Genomic DNA, 16,048 nt, shown 5'->3' on the forward strand with positions numbered 1-16,048 from the left:
CATGCCTAAGAATGAAAAGCTTAAAAAAATATTAGTAATCGGTTCTGGACCGATTGTTATCGGGCAAGCCGCAGAATTTGACTATGCCGGAACGCAGGCCTGTCAGGCCCTGAAAGAAGAAGGCGTCGAAGTTGTGCTGATCAACAGTAACCCAGCGACTATCATGACTGACACCAATATGGCTGATAAAGTTTATATCGAGCCGATTACCCTTGAATTCGTAACTGGCATCATCCGTCAGGAGCGCCCAGATGGCTTGTTGCCAACTTTGGGAGGACAGACAGGTCTTAATATGGCTGTAGAATTGGCTCGTGCAGGAGTACTAGAGCAAGAGAATGTTAAGCTTCTAGGTACCCAGCTTGAGTCCATCGAAAAAGCAGAGGATCGCGATTTGTTCCGTGATCTGATGCGCGAACTGGAACAGCCTGTACCAGAGAGCACTATTATTACCACAGTAGATGAAGCGATGAAATTCGCTGAGGAAATTGGTTTCCCTCTAATTGTACGCCCGGCCTATACGCTTGGCGGCACCGGCGGCGGGATCTGCGACAACGAAGAAGAGCTGCTTGAGACTGTCAAAGCAGGTATTCGTTATAGCCCGATCGGACAATGTTTGGTGGAGAAAAGTATTGCCGGCATGAAGGAAGTTGAATACGAGGTTATGCGTGATGCGAACGACAACTGTATCGTTGTCTGCAACATGGAGAACTTCGACCCGGTAGGTGTGCATACAGGTGACAGTATCGTTGTGGCACCTAGCCAAACGTTATCCGATCGTGAATATCAAATGCTGCGCAGCGCTTCACTCAAAATCATTCGTGCGCTGAATATCGAGGGTGGCTGCAACGTGCAGTTCGCACTGGATCCGCAAAGCTATCAATATTATGTAATCGAAGTAAATCCACGTGTCAGCCGCTCTTCGGCTTTGGCTTCGAAAGCAACCGGTTATCCGATTGCCAAAATGGCTGCCAAAATCGCGCTTGGTTACACACTTGATGAAATCGTCAATCCAGTTACTGGACAGACCTATGCTTGCTTCGAGCCTACACTTGACTATATCGTAAGCAAAATCCCACGCTGGCCGTTCGACAAGTTCATTCATGCGAACCGTAAGCTGGGCACACAAATGAAAGCAACTGGAGAAGTTATGGCCATCGGTCGTACCTTCGAAGAGTCCATTCATAAAGCAATTCGTTCCCTGGAAATCGGTGTACACCGTTTCCGCCTGCCGGGCGCTGAAGATTTGGAAGAAAGCGTCCTGCGTGAACGTCTGGCAAAACCTGATGATGAGCGGTTGTTCTTGATCGCGGAAGCCTTCCGCCGCGGATTTGGCTTGCAAGAGATTCAAGATATCACTAACGTGGACTGGTGGTTCCTGTCCAAGATCGAGGGATTGATCAACTTTGAAGAGGTTATCCGTGGGGATGAAAGCTTATCAGCAGAAACCCTGTATCAAGCTAAACGCAGAGGTTTTACAGACCGTGCGATTGCTGAGATTCGTGCAGAAGGACAAGCGAACGTTAAATTCATCAAAGAAGCTGATGTACGCGCGCTTCGTTTAGAGCGAGGATTAACGCCTGTATTCAAAATGGTAGATACCTGTGCGGCTGAGTTCGAAGCTTCTACACCTTACTACTACTCTACTTATGAGACTGAAAATGAAGTCATTCATTCCGATAAACAAAAGGTTATCGTACTTGGATCGGGTCCAATCCGGATCGGTCAAGGGATTGAGTTCGATTACTCCACTGTGCATGCAGTGTGGGCGATTCAGAAGGCAGGTTATGAAGCGGTTATTATCAATAATAACCCTGAGACTGTATCTACGGACTTTAATACTTCGGACCGGTTGTATTTTGAACCCTTATTCTTTGAAGATGTAATGAACGTAATTGCGCAAGAGAATCCGATTGGAGTTATCGTACAATTCGGAGGCCAAACAGCCATTAACCTTGCTGCACCATTAAGTGCGGCTGGCGTTAAGATTCTCGGAACTAGCCTAGACAGTATTGACGAAGCTGAAGACCGGAAGAAATTCGAAGCTTTGCTGGCTCGTCTGGATATTGCCCAACCAAAAGGGAAGACGGTTATCAACGTAGATCAAGCAGTAGAAACTGCACAATCGCTTGGATATCCGGTGCTGGTACGTCCTTCCTATGTACTTGGTGGACGCGCAATGGAAATTGTATATAATGATGCGGAATTGCTTAGCTACATGGTAGAAGCGGTTAAGGTGAATCCGGAGCATCCGGTATTGATTGACCGTTACATGCTTGGTAAAGAGGTTGAGGTAGACGCAATTTGTGACGGTGAGACGGTAGTTATTCCAGGGATTATGGAGCATGTTGAGCGTGCAGGCGTTCACTCCGGTGACTCCATCGCTGTATATCCTCCGCAATATCTGGATGAAGGTCTGAAAGCAAAAATTGCAGAGATCACAATCAAGATTGCTAAGGAACTGAAAACGATTGGTCTGGTCAACATCCAGTTCGTCATCTATCAGAATGAAGTGTACGTCATTGAAGTAAATCCACGTTCATCGCGTACGGTTCCATTCTTGAGTAAAGTAACTGGAATTCCAATGGCGCATCTGGCAACCAAAATCATTCTCGGCGGCAAGCTGAAAGATGACGGTTATACAGAAGGTCTATGGCCGGAAAGTGATTATGTATCGGTTAAAGTGCCGGTGTTCTCTTTTGCCAAGCTGCGTAGAGTAGAACCAACGCTCGGACCTGAAATGAAATCGACGGGTGAGGTTATGGGCCGCGATAAATTGTATGCAAAAGCTTTGTATAAAGGTCTAATCGGAGCAGGAATGAAAATTCCAGCAACCGGCGCTATCATCGTTACAGTGGCAGATAAAGATAAAGCAGAAGCTGTGGAGCTTATGAAAGGCTTCCACTCGCTGGGTTACAAGATCATTGCTACCGGAGGAACCGCTCAAGCGCTTGAAGAAGCAGGTCTCAACGTAATGAACGTGAACAAGCTGGATGAAGGTGCACCGAACATTCTCGACTTGATTCGTGGTGGGCAAGCCAACTTCGTCTTTAATACACTGACTAAAGGGAAAACACCAGAGCGTGATGGATTCCGTATCCGTCGTGAAGCGGTTGAGAATGGCGTCGTATGTATGACATCACTCGATACAGTAACGGCACTGCTCAGAATGCTGCAAACGATCAACTTCTCGTCACAGTCCATGCCTGCTTTTGTCGGACAATTAAACTAATCTCATAAAGATGCATAGGGCGGTTTGCGTTTACGCAGACCGTTCCGCTATGCCTAGGGGCTAATAAATGAAGAGTGTGGATTTAAGTCTGCACTGGATGGGAGAACGGTTATGGGACAGGGAGATGCAAAGTGGAATGAAATGGCGAATCGCTTGATGATCGCCTTGGATTACCCTGATGTTGCTGGGGCAAGAACCTTGATTGACAAGCTGGAAGGGATTCCTTGTTATATGAAAGTGGGAATGCAGCTCTTCTATGCAGCAGGACCGGAATTCATTAATGAACTGAAATCTCGGGGGTATTCTGTATTTGCAGATGTCAAAATGCATGATATTCCTAACACGGTAAAAGGCGGGGCAGAAAGCCTTACGAACCTCGGTGTAGATATGTTTAACGTACATGCCGCTGGAGGCTCGGCAATGATGGCTGCAGCCCGTGAAGGCGCTGCTTCAGTAGTTAATGGGAATGCTGCGCTTAAAATGCCTTTGATTATCGCAGTTACACAGCTAACCAGCACGAGCCAAGAAGTGATGAATAACGAAATTGGAATCGCAGGAGACGTAGCAGATACTGTAGTCAGATACGCTAAGCTGGTAGCCGCTGCAGGTCTGGATGGGGTAGTGGCTTCACCACAAGAGTCCTCAGCGATCGCAGAGGCTTGTGGACCCGCATTCTGCACAGTTACACCTGGTATCCGCCCAGCAGGTGCATCCTTAGGTGACCAGTCCCGGGTGATGACGCCGGGCAAAGCCATTCAGCAAGGCAGCCACTTCCTGGTGGTGGGACGTCCTGTTACAACTGCAGCTGATCCACGTCAAGCAGCACTAAATATTATTGAGGAGATGACCCTAGCATGAGTACATTAAATAGAAGTGAACAAGTAGCAAGTTATCTACTTACGATAGGAGCGGTGGCACTGCGACCGCAGGAGCCTTTTACCTGGACCTCTGGTATTAAGTCCCCGATCTATTGCGATAACCGTCTGACTATGGCTTACCCAGAGGTACGTAACTATATTGCTGATGCCTTCGCTGAGCTTATTAAAAGCCAGTATCCAGATGCAGAGGTGATCGCAGGTACAGCAACCGCAGGCATTCCTCACGCAGCTTGGGTAGCTGATAAACTCAATCTGCCAATGGCTTATATCCGCGATAAAGCTAAAGGTCACGGCAAGCAGAATCAGATCGAAGGCCTAATTAAGCCGGGGCAAAAGGTAGTCGTTATCGAAGACCTGATCTCTACTGGTGGAAGCTCCATCAAAGCAGCTCAAGCTGTGCAAGAAGCAGGCGCAGAAGCGTTGGCTGTATTGGCAATCTTCAGCTACGAGCTGGATCGTGCGGTCGATGCTTTTGCTGCCGCTGAAATGCCATTACAAAGCTTGTCCAACTACAGCACATTGATTGATGTGGCTCTTACACAAGGCGAGATCGCAGCTACGGATGTGGAACTGCTGAAATCTTGGAGAAAAGATCCGTCCGCATTTGGCGTTTAAAATAAATACCTGTGTATAGATTGGACGGGCCTCTCACATTTTGGTGGGAGGCTTTTCTTTTTAACTGCACCGAGTGCAATTAAAAGGAAAAGGTGCTCTGACACTCTGGAATACTATATTCTGCCCCGGTGATGCCATCGCAATGTCGTCACACACGCAGAATAGTTGCAGTTCGTGCACTTAAACTAACCTTCCTTAGAGGATCTGGCGGATATAGTTGCACTTTGTGCAATTATATCCGCCAGAAATCCGCCGAAAGCACCTAATAACGTTTTTTAACTGCACATAGTGCAATTAAAAGGAAGAAGCATAATACATTCGGCTTTAATAGTTGTACAAAGTGCAATTATCCTGCGTAGAAGGGGCGATTTGTGCCGGTCATAGGAAAGGCAGCAGGTTAGTTAGTAGGTTAGTTAGTAGGGAAGGCAAATGCTGTATTGGTAAAAGGAAAAGTAGAGTGGAGTGGAGAGTAGGGTTTTGGTGTTTGCATTCACATTCACATTCTGACATTTGGCTGACCTGCGCACTGTCGCTCTGGTATATTGTGCTCTGTCACTCTGGTTTATTGCGCTCTGTCACTCTGGTATTACGCTCTGTCGCTCTGGTATATTGCGCTCTGACACCTGGTGATTTCATCGCACTGTCGTCACAAACGCCGAATAGTTGCAGTTCGTGCACTTAAACTAACATTCATTAGAGGATCTGGCGATATAGTTGCACTTTGTGCAATTATATCCACCAGAAATCCGCCGAAAGCACCTAATAACATTTTTTAACTGCACATAGTGCAATTAAAAGGAGAAGCGCAACACACACAGCTGTAATAGTTGCACAAAGTGCAATTATCTTACCGTAGAAAGGCATATCAGGATCCTCAGAAAACTCCCGGAATGTTTTTTATAGAAATAATATGAAGAAATCGTAGCATAACTTTAAACAGCCTGTAACTTCCCCTCCTGAATAAAGCTATATACTGTTACTAGAATTATGGGTAATTATTCATAAGGTGGATGGATTGAGTATTTTATGGGAGGGTTCAAGAATGAATCATATAAATAATAGAAGGCTATGGCGGCGCTGGTTAAGCTTTGGAGTATGTGCTGCACTGCTATTGCCTTTAATTTCTGAAAGCAGGCATACAGCCTGGGCAGAGGCTTCTAAGCCATCTACAGAACAGCGCGTGTTACGTATTGGCAGCCTCTGGTCTGGAGAAGACGATTCTTCTTTTCGTCAGCAGTTTACAGATATGTATGAATTGCAGCATCCTGAAATCAAACTTGAGATTATTCCAGCCATCAATATGAATGAGCTTCGTTTTGACAGCACCTATCCAGAGGTTAACCCAGATAATCTGGAGAATATCCGAACAATTATGGGCGGTGCACAGCCAGTTGATGTAATCGTCGGTGATAGTACATTGGTGAAGAGTTTGGTGAAGCATAATCTGGTGCAATCGCTGGAGCCGCTTATCGCACGAGATCAATATGATTTAAGCAATATGGCACCTACAATGTTAAATGGAGTACGTGAGCTGGGTGGAGGAAGTCTTTACGCGTTAGCACCGACCTTTATGTCGAGTGCGTTATATTTTAACAAAGGTATTTTTGATGCTGCTGGTGTAGGTTATCCGACGGACGGAATGACTTGGGATGAAGTGTTCGCGCTGGCCGAAAAGGTGACCAAGAAATCGACAAATAAAGATAAGCGTATATATGGATTTTCGATGAACCGTTATATGAGCGATCCTTTCTGGGATATGCAGACCTATGTCTCACCGCTTGAGCTTGCTATGTATGACAACAAGGGACATAAGATGGAGGTAAACCAAACACAGTGGAGTCAAGCTTGGACGACCTACAGCCAATTGGTGAAAAAGCAAATTACACCTGGGTTAAACGGTATGGATTTTATAGAAACAGAACGGAGCACGTATAGTCCTGTCCAAGGGGATCTATTCCTTACCGGAAAAGCTGCAATGGTAATTGGAGAATACGATTATCTTAATGAGCTTGCAGGTGTGAGCCGCAATGCAGCAAAAATTAAAAATTACAGTCCCGTCGATTGGGGTTTCGTTACCGTACCTACTTTTAAGGAGAAACCAGGAGTGGCTGTAGGTACTTGGGTAGGTAATATGATGGCTATCAACACTATGGCTGCTAATAAGGAAGATGCTTGGGATTTGATCAAGTTCGTCAACAGTAATGAGGTAGCCAAAATTAAAGCTCATACTCGCGGGGAACTAACTTCCCGTAAGGATTACATTACCACGAAGGTACCTTCAGTAAATCTGGAATCCTTCTATACGCTCAAACCATTACCAGCCAATGATCCTTTGATGAACGTCCTACAAACACAGAAGCCTGGAATTAGCCGTATTAACGATGTTGGGCGCCAACTATTCACAGAAGTTTATCAGGGCAAAAGAACGGTGGAGAGTGCCCTCAAAGCTTGGGAGAAGCAAGGGAATACCATGCTGGGTACGCTCGAAAAAGATCCCACATATTATTTCGACTCTATAGGGGATTAAGTTTTGGAATATGTAGCGGCCACCGGATTTCCGGTGGCTTATTTTGTGGAACTTGGGCATGATAAGTTCAGAGCAGCGTGAGATTAATTTGCGAAAAGGAGAAGAGGGCATCATGAATTGGATATACTTCGCGAAACTGTTCAGAACGAGATTTCAAGCAGGTTGTTTAGCAAAAAGGTTGGAGCAAGATGGCTGGATTTATGGCTATCATGACCCAAGTTTTGTGGAAATTTATCGATCCCGCAAAGGAAGATATGGGGTTAGATTTTTGCCTTGAGAACTTTTACAAATTCATCCTTGACGTAGACCCATTTTGTACTGTATATTATTTATTGTCGCTGTTTGAATATTATTTCTGACGCGGGGTGGAGCAGCCCGGTAGCTCGTCGGGCTCATAACCCGAAGGTCGCAGGTTCAAATCCTGCCCCCGCAACCAATTTTATTACAACAGCAATTGTACATTCGGATATTTTTAGATCCGGGCCCTTAGCTCAGTTGGTTAGAGCGGTCGGCTCATAACCGATTGGTCGGGGGTTCGAGTCCCTCAGGGCCCACTTATCAAAAACCCTTACTTTGTAAGGGTTTTTTGCTGTCTATAAGCTTAGCAATATAAGAAAGTAGAATGGATAAATAACAGAATTTTGAGTTTGCTAACGGATTTGCTAACGGGAATTATTTTTCTGCAGTTTCGAGCTGTTTTTCAGCGTATTTATTCAGTTCTGCTTCAATTTTATCAACGGCCTCTTCTTGCATGATTGGGAGTAGGTGTGAGTATTATTCGTTGAACATCGCTGGAGTCATACCCAGTCGTTCAGCAGCTACCTTTAGCTTTATATAGCTCCGACCAGAGTAGCAACATACTAAGTCAATTTCCTTGTATGAGTCCTCGTATTCTTTTTTTAGCCCCGATTTGCGTATAGCGTTCCCTAAGACCATCAATAATATTCTGAAAAACCTTGCAAAGTACCACTGGTTATCATTGTAGCCAATCTAGAATATTTCTAGTGTCGTTTGTAGAGTACGGCAGTTTACTTCTCTGCCACTGCCGCTCTTGGTAAGGCGCATGCAGGTAACTGTTCTTTGTTAGTAGGGCGATTTAATAAATTTTAGTAGAAGGTCTGACATTCATTTTAAATAAATGTTATAATTATTAAATCAGTGTGTAGAGATATTGGTCTTTTTTGTTGGGCCAAAAATATATGTCTCATGATACGTCTGCCATCTGAAATATTATTCACGGAGATGACAAACATGCATGGAGACAAAAGACTGCCCAGAAACGGAAAAGAAGGTATACTATTTTTACTCATTATTTCAATCATTTCAGTAAACACTATTGCCCCTATTATTGTGGGGTTGGAACGTGGCTTCAGTAAGGAAGTGTATATAGATACACTAAAGGTTATTCCGTTTATGTGGATGATCGTAGTTTTATCTGTAAGATTAGTTGCAGGACCGATTGTTGGGAAAGTGATGCCGAAATTCATGGGACAAACAGATGGATTTAATGCAAGGATTCTGTTGAATACTTTATTGAATGTCACGGTGTTATCTATTTTACTATCAATTATCGGCACATGGGTTGGGACGAAACAAATAAGCCTGGATCCACTTAAAAATTTCCTTCACATCTGGCCAAGAAACTTTGGTATAGCATTTTGGATTGAACTGTTGGTTGCGCAGCCGATAGCAAGATTTGCAATGAAAACATTACACGCAAGACAGGATCGAAAATCGGAAAGTGTAAATGCGTAACTAGCTAGAATTTTGTAGACGAATAAGAAAAAAAGGAGCGTCCATGGTGGGCGTTCCTTTTTTATGTCGTAGTAGTCGAACTATAATGCTCAACAGGAGATGCTCGCGAATGACTGAACGCACAATGTAGAAGCATGCTCTAAATACTGCGTACTTTTGATTTGCCTTTGGGGCAAATTGCTTCGTAAAGAATTAATCCAGCAATAACTCTAGCCCCCGGTCACCGCGGTTGAGTTTACAAGTACCCACTAAGGAGAAGTAACCGATGAAAACGAAAATACTCTTTTACTATCTGTGATAATTGCATTTACATGCACCGCAGTCACACTGGAGCCAACCACAAGAATAATGAATAGGGTGTGTCTCAGTGCCTAAAGGAGCATGACATCTCCAGCATTTAGTGTGACGTATTCCATATTTCATAATTTGTTTTTCTTTGATATGCGTTTGGAAGTATTCTTTTTGTGATTTTTTTCGTTTTTCTTCCTCTTCTTTCCTAAGTTGTTCATTTTGTTGAATTATGAATTTTCTTTCAGCTTCAATCTTTTTAATAGCGAGTGCTTCTTGAACGTACCCTTGAATTAAGGAAATATCATTTTTCAAGCAACATACTATCTCTGTTACATTCTGTCGTTCATCGGAAATCATTCCATATAGGTTAACGCCATTGTTAAAGTCATCTTGCGATAAATTAAGCATATCAAGATTTCCTGACACTAATGAACGACTTATCATAACGTTTTCAATGGATAAAAATCCTGAACTCAATTTCATGCTCAATATGCTATCTTTATGCAGATAATTATTACCTTTAATTTCAATGATGGCGAATTGTCTGTTTACTGTTGGAGTATAAGTTAATTTATTATCGATTTTTATAGTATTTGATTCCGAAAGTTTCTGATATTCTCTATCTTCTATTATTGTAAGAAGACCCTGTAATACTCCTTTGAAAAATCCCATATTATGTACTCTCCTTTTATTTAAATCAGGTTTATTTTACCATGTGAAATAGTTTAATAGTGAGGAAATTTGAATTGTATTTGACTGAGGATTAGTAACATAAGGACTCTGGAGTATGAAAGATTTGTTATGGACAGAAAAAAAGAAAGAGTTATCCGGTATGATATGCTCCCCATATAGTAGACAGGTGAAATAATAAAAACCTGTCGCTGTATGGGGAGCATTTTTATGGAACAAAAGAAGTATACAGCACTGGAAAAGTTAACGATTCTCCAAGAAATTGAACGGGGCGACATTGGTTTGAAAGCTGCGGCCCGGAAGTATGGAATATCCAAAAACTCTATAGTGAAGTGGCGGCAACGTTATCAATTGTATGGATACGAAGGGCTGGAAGTCCGAAGCTACAATCGTACGTATTCTGCAGAACTTAAACTCTATGCCGTTAAGGATTATCTCGAGGGAGGATTGTCGCAAAACCAAATCATCTGCAAGTATAAGATTGCAAGTGCAACCCAACTCGCCAACTGGATTAGGAAGTATAATGGTCATAGCAACAGCTTAACAGCTCATTCAGGAGGAACTAAAGCTATGACCAAAGGACGCGTAACCACTTGGCAGGAACGGATAAATATCGTGCTGTACTGCCTTTCGAACGGAGAAGACTATGCGAAGGCGGCAAGCCATTTTCACGTGTCTTACCAACAAGTATATAGCTGGGTAAAGAAGTACGAAGCAGGTGGTGAAGAGGCATTACGAGACGGTAGAGGACGCACCAAAGCGCCTGAAGAACTTACGGAAGCAGATCGCCACAAACTCGCGATGCAAAAGCTGGAATACGAGAATGCACGCCTGCGTGCGGAGAATGCTTTTCTAAAAAAGTTAGAGGAACTCGAAAAGAGGAGGCGTTAAGAACCATTCGCCAGGTGAATATCTACCTGGCCATTCAGGCTGTTCAGCAGGAACAGTCTTGCTCCATTCGGCTTTTGTGTGACATCGCAGGGATTTCACGGTCAAGTTATTACAAATGGTTGAATCGCAAACCCAGTTTTCGAGAGGCTGACAACGAGAAACTGACAGAGGCCATGCTCCTCTTGTATGAGAAGGTGGAACGAACCTTTGGGTATCGCCAATTGACCCTGCATTTGCGCAGACAAATGGATAAATCTATTAACGCAAAGCGAGTGTACCGGCTGATGAGATGCCAAGGTATCCAGTCAGTCATCCGCAGAAAGAGAAAGAAGTATGTAGGCTCCACGCCTCAGCAGGTTGCAGAGAATGTGCTGAACCGTAATTTTGAGGCTGAAGCTCCAAACCAAAAATGGGTAACGGATGTAACGGAATTCAAATACGGCAACGGCAAGAAGGCGTATTTAAGTGCAATAAAAGATCTGTATGACAAGTCCATTGTTGCTTACGTTCTGGGTCATTCCAATAATAATTCGCTAGTTTTTAACACACTGGAATTAGCTTTGCAGGCAGCACCGGAGAGCCGAACCTTACTCCATAGCGACCGTGGTTTCCAGTATACCTCTCTGCATTTTAAGAAGATGCTGGACGATGCAGAACTGAAGCAAAGCATGTCCCGAGTAGGCTGCTGCATTGACAATTCGCCGATGGAATCCTTCTGGGGAACATTGAAATGTGAGAAGTACTACTTACATACCTACCAGACCTTTGAAGAACTCCAAACAGATATTGATACCTACATTCACTTTTATAATAACGAACGGTTACAGGCAAAACTAAACGGCCTCAGTCCCATTGAATTTAGGACTAAGGCCGCTTAAACTACTTTTATTTTTTGTGCTGTCTACTTGACGGGGTGCAGTTCAGTATCCGATAAAATAGCTGTTGGGGCACTCTTTCTTGCTGCAAACTTACTTATACTAAACACCAAACTTCGTTTGATTAGGGAGCATTTTTGGTATGAGGCTCCTATCGGACCCAGCTGATCCTTAAAGAGGTTTTTCTCCACATTTGCAATTCTAACGGACTCCATAGTCGCTATTGGCATAAAAAGTACCGCATTTGAGTCTCTTTCTAGGCATTAGCGTCCATGGAGTCCGAAACCATGCTCCAAAGGCTGAAAATCAGCAAATAGCGGCATCTAGGTCCGATAGCTCGAGGTGAAGGAGGTTAGCTCGTTAGCTCGTTAGTGCCATGCTCCTCGCAGATGTAGTTGCAGAAATTACAATGAGAAGTAGCCTATAAAGGAACAGTCAGTAGTTTCACCTCTACAACCAGCATATCTAGTATGCGGGCTCATAAACCATACAGTAAAGCACAAAACGGCACTGCTCCAAACCATGAAATGGTTTGGAAGCAGCGCCGGTTTTGTTAGCAGTCAGCTAAATTCCTCCAATGGAGAGCAAGGCGACCGAAACGATGTACCCAATTGCTTCCGACCGCAGTCCCAATCTCAATCTCGATCGCAGTCCCGATCGCAGTCCCGATCGCAGTCCCGATCGCAGTCCCAATCGCAATCTCAATCGCAGTCCCGATCGCAATCGCGATCCCAACCGCAGCCCTAGTCGCAGTCCCGATCGCAGTCCCAATCGCAATCTCAATCGCAGTCCCGATCGCAATCTCGATCCCAACCGCAGCCCTAGTCGCAGTCCCGATCGCAGTCCCGATCGCAATCCCGATCGCAATCCCAACCGCAGGCCCTGGGTATCCACCAACATCCCTAAAGTTTCATGCTGTCCCACAGTTGCTGGAATGCCCCGGATTCGACCTCGAAGAATACCGGTGCCTGACCGTAGCGTACAAGTCCTTGACCGAACAGCGTCAGCTCTACTCGGGCGTTGTCTTCCAGCTGCAGATAGATGATCTTGCGGTCTTCGCTGTCGTAGATGCCTTGCTCGATCAGCGGCTCTGCTGTCAGCGGTTTAGCCGCTTGGAGTGCTGTCAGGAAGCCATCAAGCGCCTCGCCATTGGCGATTGGCGCCTGCTGCTGGAGGCCGTTGTTCCAGCTGTTGAAGCTTTCCCACTGAGCTGAAGTAACTCGGCCTTCAAGATTCAGCTTGCCGAATAGGTCGGCGCCGCTGTTTATGGTGATGCCGTTCGTGTGCTCATACAGTTCAGCGAATACCTCGCCGTTGATTTCCGAATAGGACATAATCAGGAAGCTGGAGTCATAGCCCTTCACGGAATAGAGATCCGTTTCGCCGATGTTCGAGGCTAACTCAATATATTCGTCGTTACCGCTCCATTCGTTGATGCCGCCTGTAGTGCGTCCTAACTTGTCACCGCGCAGAGCGGCAGCATCGGCAGCGTCGATGCGAGTCGCTGACTGTGTGTAAATATTATTTTTATACACGACCAAGGCGATCATATCTGCCTTCACGCCAGATTCCTTATCTGGCAGTTTCAGCTTGGGAATGACAATGCTGCCCGATGTAGCTGTGCCCGAATTGCCAGCATTGCTTACACCCGGAGTTACCTGGGCAACCTGCCCCGGGGAGCTCTGACTGTTCAACTGCTGCCATATACTAGGCCCAGCCAGACCGATTCCTGCGGCGAGCACGACACTTGCCGCGATATAAACTGTCTTGTGCGGACGTTTCCGCTCCTGCCGCTGCTCCATTTTGTCGAACAATTCTTTTTTCATTTCTTCACCTGGCTTCATCGAATCCACCGCTTTCTTATATGATGTTCGAAACTGATCTTCCTTCACTGTGGTTCCGCTCCTTCCAGCTCCAGTTTTAACCGTTGCCGTCCCCGCTGAAGTCTCATTTTCACGGCAGACTGACTAATCTGCAGAATCTTGCTGATCTCCTGGATGGGATAGTCCTCGTAATAATAAAGATGGATTACGGTTTTATACTTCATGGGCATCGCCATAACTAACTGCAGCAGAGCCCAATCCTCGGGGCTGTCTGCCGCAATTGGCTCAGCGCTCTCCAGCTTAACCTCGCGCTTGCGCCAGCCTCTGCCCAGTAGTGTTTTACAATGATTGGTGATTACCCGGATCAGCCATGCCTTCTGATGTTCGGCATCTTTGAACTTTGGCGCTTTTTCTATTAGCTTGATGAAGGTATCCTGAGTGGCTTCTTCGGCATCTTGCCGGCTGCCTAGATGGACCAAAGCGATCCGGAACAGCATATCTGCGTAAATTTCGTAACTCTTCATCACATGATTTCCCGGCCGGGTCATGGATCGCTGCATGATACTGTGCCCCCCTTTACCTATAACACCATTTAGGACGGCATTAGGTCACATTTTGTTCCTGAGAAAATTTCTTTGTGTTTGAGAGTAGAGAATGCCTATTCATAAATTATCGCCAGAGGGTTATGGACTCAGAAGTCGTTATTTGCATATAAATAGACTTTTGAGCAAGTTCGCGGACCCCAGTGACGCTATTCCTTAAAAAGTGGGCCTTGTAAGGTGTTTCTCATGCCAATAAAGGCGAGGGGGTCCGTTACACTTCGAAATGGAGGGTTATGCTACGCATAAGCTCAACTGTGTCCGATAGCTGCTAAGCAGCACGCCAATATTGTCTACGCAAACGATGGTTACTTATTTAGAACAGGGGAGATCAAAAAAAACGCATTTGCCCAAGCACCAAGTGCTGACTGCTGGACAAACGCGTCTTTTTAATAGAGTGACTCCTTCACTGGAGATCCTCTTCGATATGTTTATATGTATAGCTAGGATCATTACCTTTAACGGGAGCCCTGCTGTATTGATAGATCCTTCCATTTTCTTTTCGATAAAAGTATCTTGCGTAGGGTTCGTCTGCGAAAATCACCGTGGTACTTACGAGGGGAGCTTTGGCGATCTGGGTGTATACTTTATAAAAATCTTCCTTCTTATAATTTCTCGTCTCTATTAGATAATGAATGACTTCTCTGTTCATATGATTTCGGAAGGAGTGGAGGGCTAAGGATGTTATTCCACAGATTAAAAGGATTAGAACGATGAAGATTAGTTTTGTATTTTTCTTCATTAATTCCCTCCATATAGATAATTTGTATATAGTATAAGATAATATACAGAGACTATTATGTCATTCATAGATATCTTGTAAATGTACAAATAAGAAAGGAGGTAAGAATATGACGCAGGAAGAAGAGAAAATACTGGAGCTGGAGCAGCGAATTAAGGTGCTGGAAAACCAGGCAAGGCCGAGACTGCCGGGGATGAAAATTTTATGGTTTTTAATTTGGGGTTGTGTAATACAAAAAGGCAGCAAATACCGATAGTAATCCAGGCGTAGGCGAACGAAGAATTGCCGGGACATACTATATTTGCTGCCTTTTAACTTATGAAGAATAATGATTCTCTTTTAGTCTTCTTTGGGTTCTTGCAATAAAATGGAGAAGGTCCCTGTTTCGTGATCCACCTCAATCGTCTCAATGCCCACAAAATCCGGGATTTCGGGGTGTACTGCATCTACATTATAATCCGGATGAGTCAGTAATAATTCAATTACTTTAATGGCTTCCATGTCGTTCCCCCTCACGAGAAATTCCACCATAAATGAATATGCAGAGAACTATTGCAACTAAGCTTATTATCTCCGTGATCCGTTGCGAATATGTGTCAGTCGTTCTTCGTTTCTTCCCATCACGGCCAATAATTGCCCTTGGAACACACGTCTTTGGATCTGATCAATCCGCTGTAAGGCCAGCTCGGCAGGTACTTGGAATTCTGCTGCAAGATAGGAGATGGCATCTTCCCGTTGCTCAGGCAATGTCATGCGGGAGATCATGGTGTAAGGCATCGCCGCATACAAGATAAAACGCTCGGATTCGTCCTCCTGTGCCCGCGTGAAATGCTCTGGCATCAAGGTCTGATTATCGCTGCCATGGCGAAGTAGATGACACAGTTCATGAAGAAACTCTAGCCGTTGAAGATTGGCTGGAAGGCGGTTGTCGATAAACAGGCTGTACATCCCTGCAGACGCTTCAATGCTCTTGCTTCTCACATCTAAATAATGAACCCAGATATTAAGCCGCTCTGCAATATACGATATTGAAATTTGCGAAGGCTGATGAAGATTTAATCGCTTGTATAAATCCTCCGTCCATTTCTCAAGCACAGTCATTTGATAATATGATTTCATGTTCTCCAACTTAT

13 protein-coding genes and 2 tRNA genes are annotated in these 16,048 nt (G+C 44.6%); 9 read left to right on the forward strand and 6 right to left on the reverse strand.

Going from position 1 to position 16,048, the window contains the following annotated elements; all coding sequences use genetic code 11:
* Position 1: 1 nt before the first annotated feature.
* From carB to MHH49_RS17540, 7 genes are all read left to right on the forward strand, one after another.
* Positions 2–3,229 (forward strand): carbamoyl-phosphate synthase large subunit, encoded by a 3,228-nt coding sequence (gene carB / locus MHH49_RS17510; RefSeq protein WP_036683372.1) that lies wholly within the window; start codon positions 2–4, stop codon positions 3,227–3,229.
* 111 nt (positions 3,230–3,340) lie between these two features.
* Positions 3,341–4,087 (forward strand): orotidine-5'-phosphate decarboxylase, encoded by a 747-nt coding sequence (pyrF, locus tag MHH49_RS17515; RefSeq protein WP_094903789.1) that lies wholly within the window; start codon positions 3,341–3,343, stop codon positions 4,085–4,087.
* On the forward strand, positions 4,084–4,722 hold the full coding sequence (pyrE, locus tag MHH49_RS17520) for an orotate phosphoribosyltransferase (protein WP_036683370.1): 639 nt from the start codon (positions 4,084–4,086) through the stop codon (positions 4,720–4,722). Before pyrF ends, pyrE begins: the two co-directional genes overlap by 4 nt.
* A 1,042-nt stretch (positions 4,723–5,764) precedes the next feature.
* Positions 5,765–7,249 carry an ABC transporter substrate-binding protein gene (locus tag MHH49_RS17525; protein WP_076098559.1) on the forward strand — a complete coding sequence of 495 codons (1,485 nt, stop codon included), beginning with the start codon at positions 5,765–5,767 and terminating at the stop codon, positions 7,247–7,249.
* A gap of 359 nt (positions 7,250–7,608) precedes the next feature.
* Positions 7,609–7,685, forward strand: a tRNA-Met gene (locus tag MHH49_RS17530).
* Between the two features lie 44 nt (positions 7,686–7,729).
* A tRNA-Ile gene (locus MHH49_RS17535) sits at positions 7,730–7,803 on the forward strand.
* A gap of 697 nt (positions 7,804–8,500) precedes the next feature.
* Positions 8,501–9,004: a hypothetical protein gene (locus MHH49_RS17540; RefSeq protein WP_038572831.1), complete on the forward strand. Its 504-nt coding sequence runs from the start codon at positions 8,501–8,503 to the stop codon at positions 9,002–9,004.
* Between the two features lie 288 nt (positions 9,005–9,292).
* Here the strand turns inward: MHH49_RS17540 and MHH49_RS17545 are convergent, their stop codons facing one another.
* A complete protein-coding gene (locus MHH49_RS17545; protein ID WP_341138300.1) occupies positions 9,293–9,967 on the reverse strand; it encodes a hypothetical protein in 675 nt (224 codons plus the stop codon).
* Between the two features lie 228 nt (positions 9,968–10,195).
* On the opposite strand from MHH49_RS17545, the gene MHH49_RS17550 reads away from it, so the two are divergent.
* Positions 10,196–11,754 (forward strand): IS3 family transposase gene (locus tag MHH49_RS17550; protein ID WP_094903917.1). Its coding sequence is split into 2 segments (ribosomal slippage): positions 10,196–10,829 and positions 10,829–11,754, totalling 1,560 coding nucleotides; the frame shifts between segments, so codons are not numbered across the junction.
* A gap of 899 nt (positions 11,755–12,653) precedes the next feature.
* On the opposite strand, the gene MHH49_RS17555 is transcribed toward MHH49_RS17550, so the two are convergent.
* From MHH49_RS17555 to MHH49_RS17565, 3 genes are all read right to left on the reverse strand, one after another.
* Positions 12,654–13,643 (reverse strand): hypothetical protein, encoded by a 990-nt coding sequence (locus tag MHH49_RS17555; protein WP_341138301.1) that lies wholly within the window; start codon positions 13,641–13,643, stop codon positions 12,654–12,656.
* The gene (locus tag MHH49_RS17560) at positions 13,640–14,134 is read right to left on the reverse strand and encodes an RNA polymerase sigma factor (RefSeq protein ID WP_036683356.1); all 495 of its coding nucleotides are present in this window, start codon (positions 14,132–14,134) and stop codon (positions 13,640–13,642) included. The genes MHH49_RS17555 and MHH49_RS17560 overlap by 4 nt, the downstream gene beginning before the upstream one ends.
* Positions 14,135–14,579: 445 nt before the next feature.
* Positions 14,580–14,915 carry a hypothetical protein gene (locus MHH49_RS17565; RefSeq protein WP_036683354.1) on the reverse strand — a complete coding sequence of 112 codons (336 nt, stop codon included), beginning with the start codon at positions 14,913–14,915 and terminating at the stop codon, positions 14,580–14,582.
* A 109-nt stretch (positions 14,916–15,024) separates the two neighbouring features.
* Here MHH49_RS17565 and MHH49_RS17570 point away from each other — a divergent pair, with 109 nt between their 5' ends.
* Entirely contained in the window at positions 15,025–15,171 is a 147-nt protein-coding gene (locus tag MHH49_RS17570) for a hypothetical protein (RefSeq protein ID WP_170914301.1), read from the forward strand.
* An 83-nt stretch (positions 15,172–15,254) separates the two neighbouring features.
* Here MHH49_RS17570 and MHH49_RS17575 read toward each other — a convergent pair whose 3' ends face one another.
* Positions 15,255–15,416, reverse strand: coding sequence for a hypothetical protein (locus MHH49_RS17575; RefSeq protein ID WP_155288176.1), 162 nt, complete (start codon positions 15,414–15,416; stop codon positions 15,255–15,257).
* A 66-nt stretch (positions 15,417–15,482) separates the two neighbouring features.
* Entirely contained in the window at positions 15,483–16,034 is a 552-nt protein-coding gene (locus MHH49_RS17580; protein WP_340952066.1) for an ImmA/IrrE family metallo-endopeptidase, read from the reverse strand.
* Positions 16,035–16,048: the final 14 nt, after the last annotated feature.

The organism is Paenibacillus sp. FSL F4-0122 (assembly GCF_038002845.1).
Classification (GTDB): domain Bacteria; phylum Bacillota; class Bacilli; order Paenibacillales; family Paenibacillaceae; genus Paenibacillus_AQ; species Paenibacillus_AQ odorifer.

Bases quoted from the DNA above. Each gene is read 5' to 3' on its own strand.
- carB (WP_036683372.1), top strand. From the start codon at position 2: ATGCCTAAGAATGAAAAGCTTAAAAAAATATTAGTAATCGGTTCTGGA.
- pyrF (WP_094903789.1), top strand. From the start codon at position 3,341: ATGGGACAGGGAGATGCAAAGTGGAATGAAATGGCGAATCGCTTGATG.
- pyrE (WP_036683370.1), top strand. From the start codon at position 4,084: ATGAGTACATTAAATAGAAGTGAACAAGTAGCAAGTTATCTACTTACG.
- MHH49_RS17525 (WP_076098559.1), top strand. From the start codon at position 5,765: ATGAATCATATAAATAATAGAAGGCTATGGCGGCGCTGGTTAAGCTTT.
- MHH49_RS17540 (WP_038572831.1), top strand. From the start codon at position 8,501: ATGCATGGAGACAAAAGACTGCCCAGAAACGGAAAAGAAGGTATACTA.
- MHH49_RS17545 (WP_341138300.1), bottom strand. From the start codon at position 9,967: ATGGGATTTTTCAAAGGAGTATTACAGGGTCTTCTTACAATAATAGAA.
- MHH49_RS17560 (WP_036683356.1), bottom strand. From the start codon at position 14,134: ATGCAGCGATCCATGACCCGGCCGGGAAATCATGTGATGAAGAGTTAC.
- MHH49_RS17565 (WP_036683354.1), bottom strand. From the start codon at position 14,915: ATGAAGAAAAATACAAAACTAATCTTCATCGTTCTAATCCTTTTAATC.
- MHH49_RS17570 (WP_170914301.1), top strand. From the start codon at position 15,025: ATGACGCAGGAAGAAGAGAAAATACTGGAGCTGGAGCAGCGAATTAAG.
- MHH49_RS17575 (WP_155288176.1), bottom strand. From the start codon at position 15,416: ATGGAAGCCATTAAAGTAATTGAATTATTACTGACTCATCCGGATTAT.
- MHH49_RS17580 (WP_340952066.1), bottom strand. From the start codon at position 16,034: ATGAAATCATATTATCAAATGACTGTGCTTGAGAAATGGACGGAGGAT.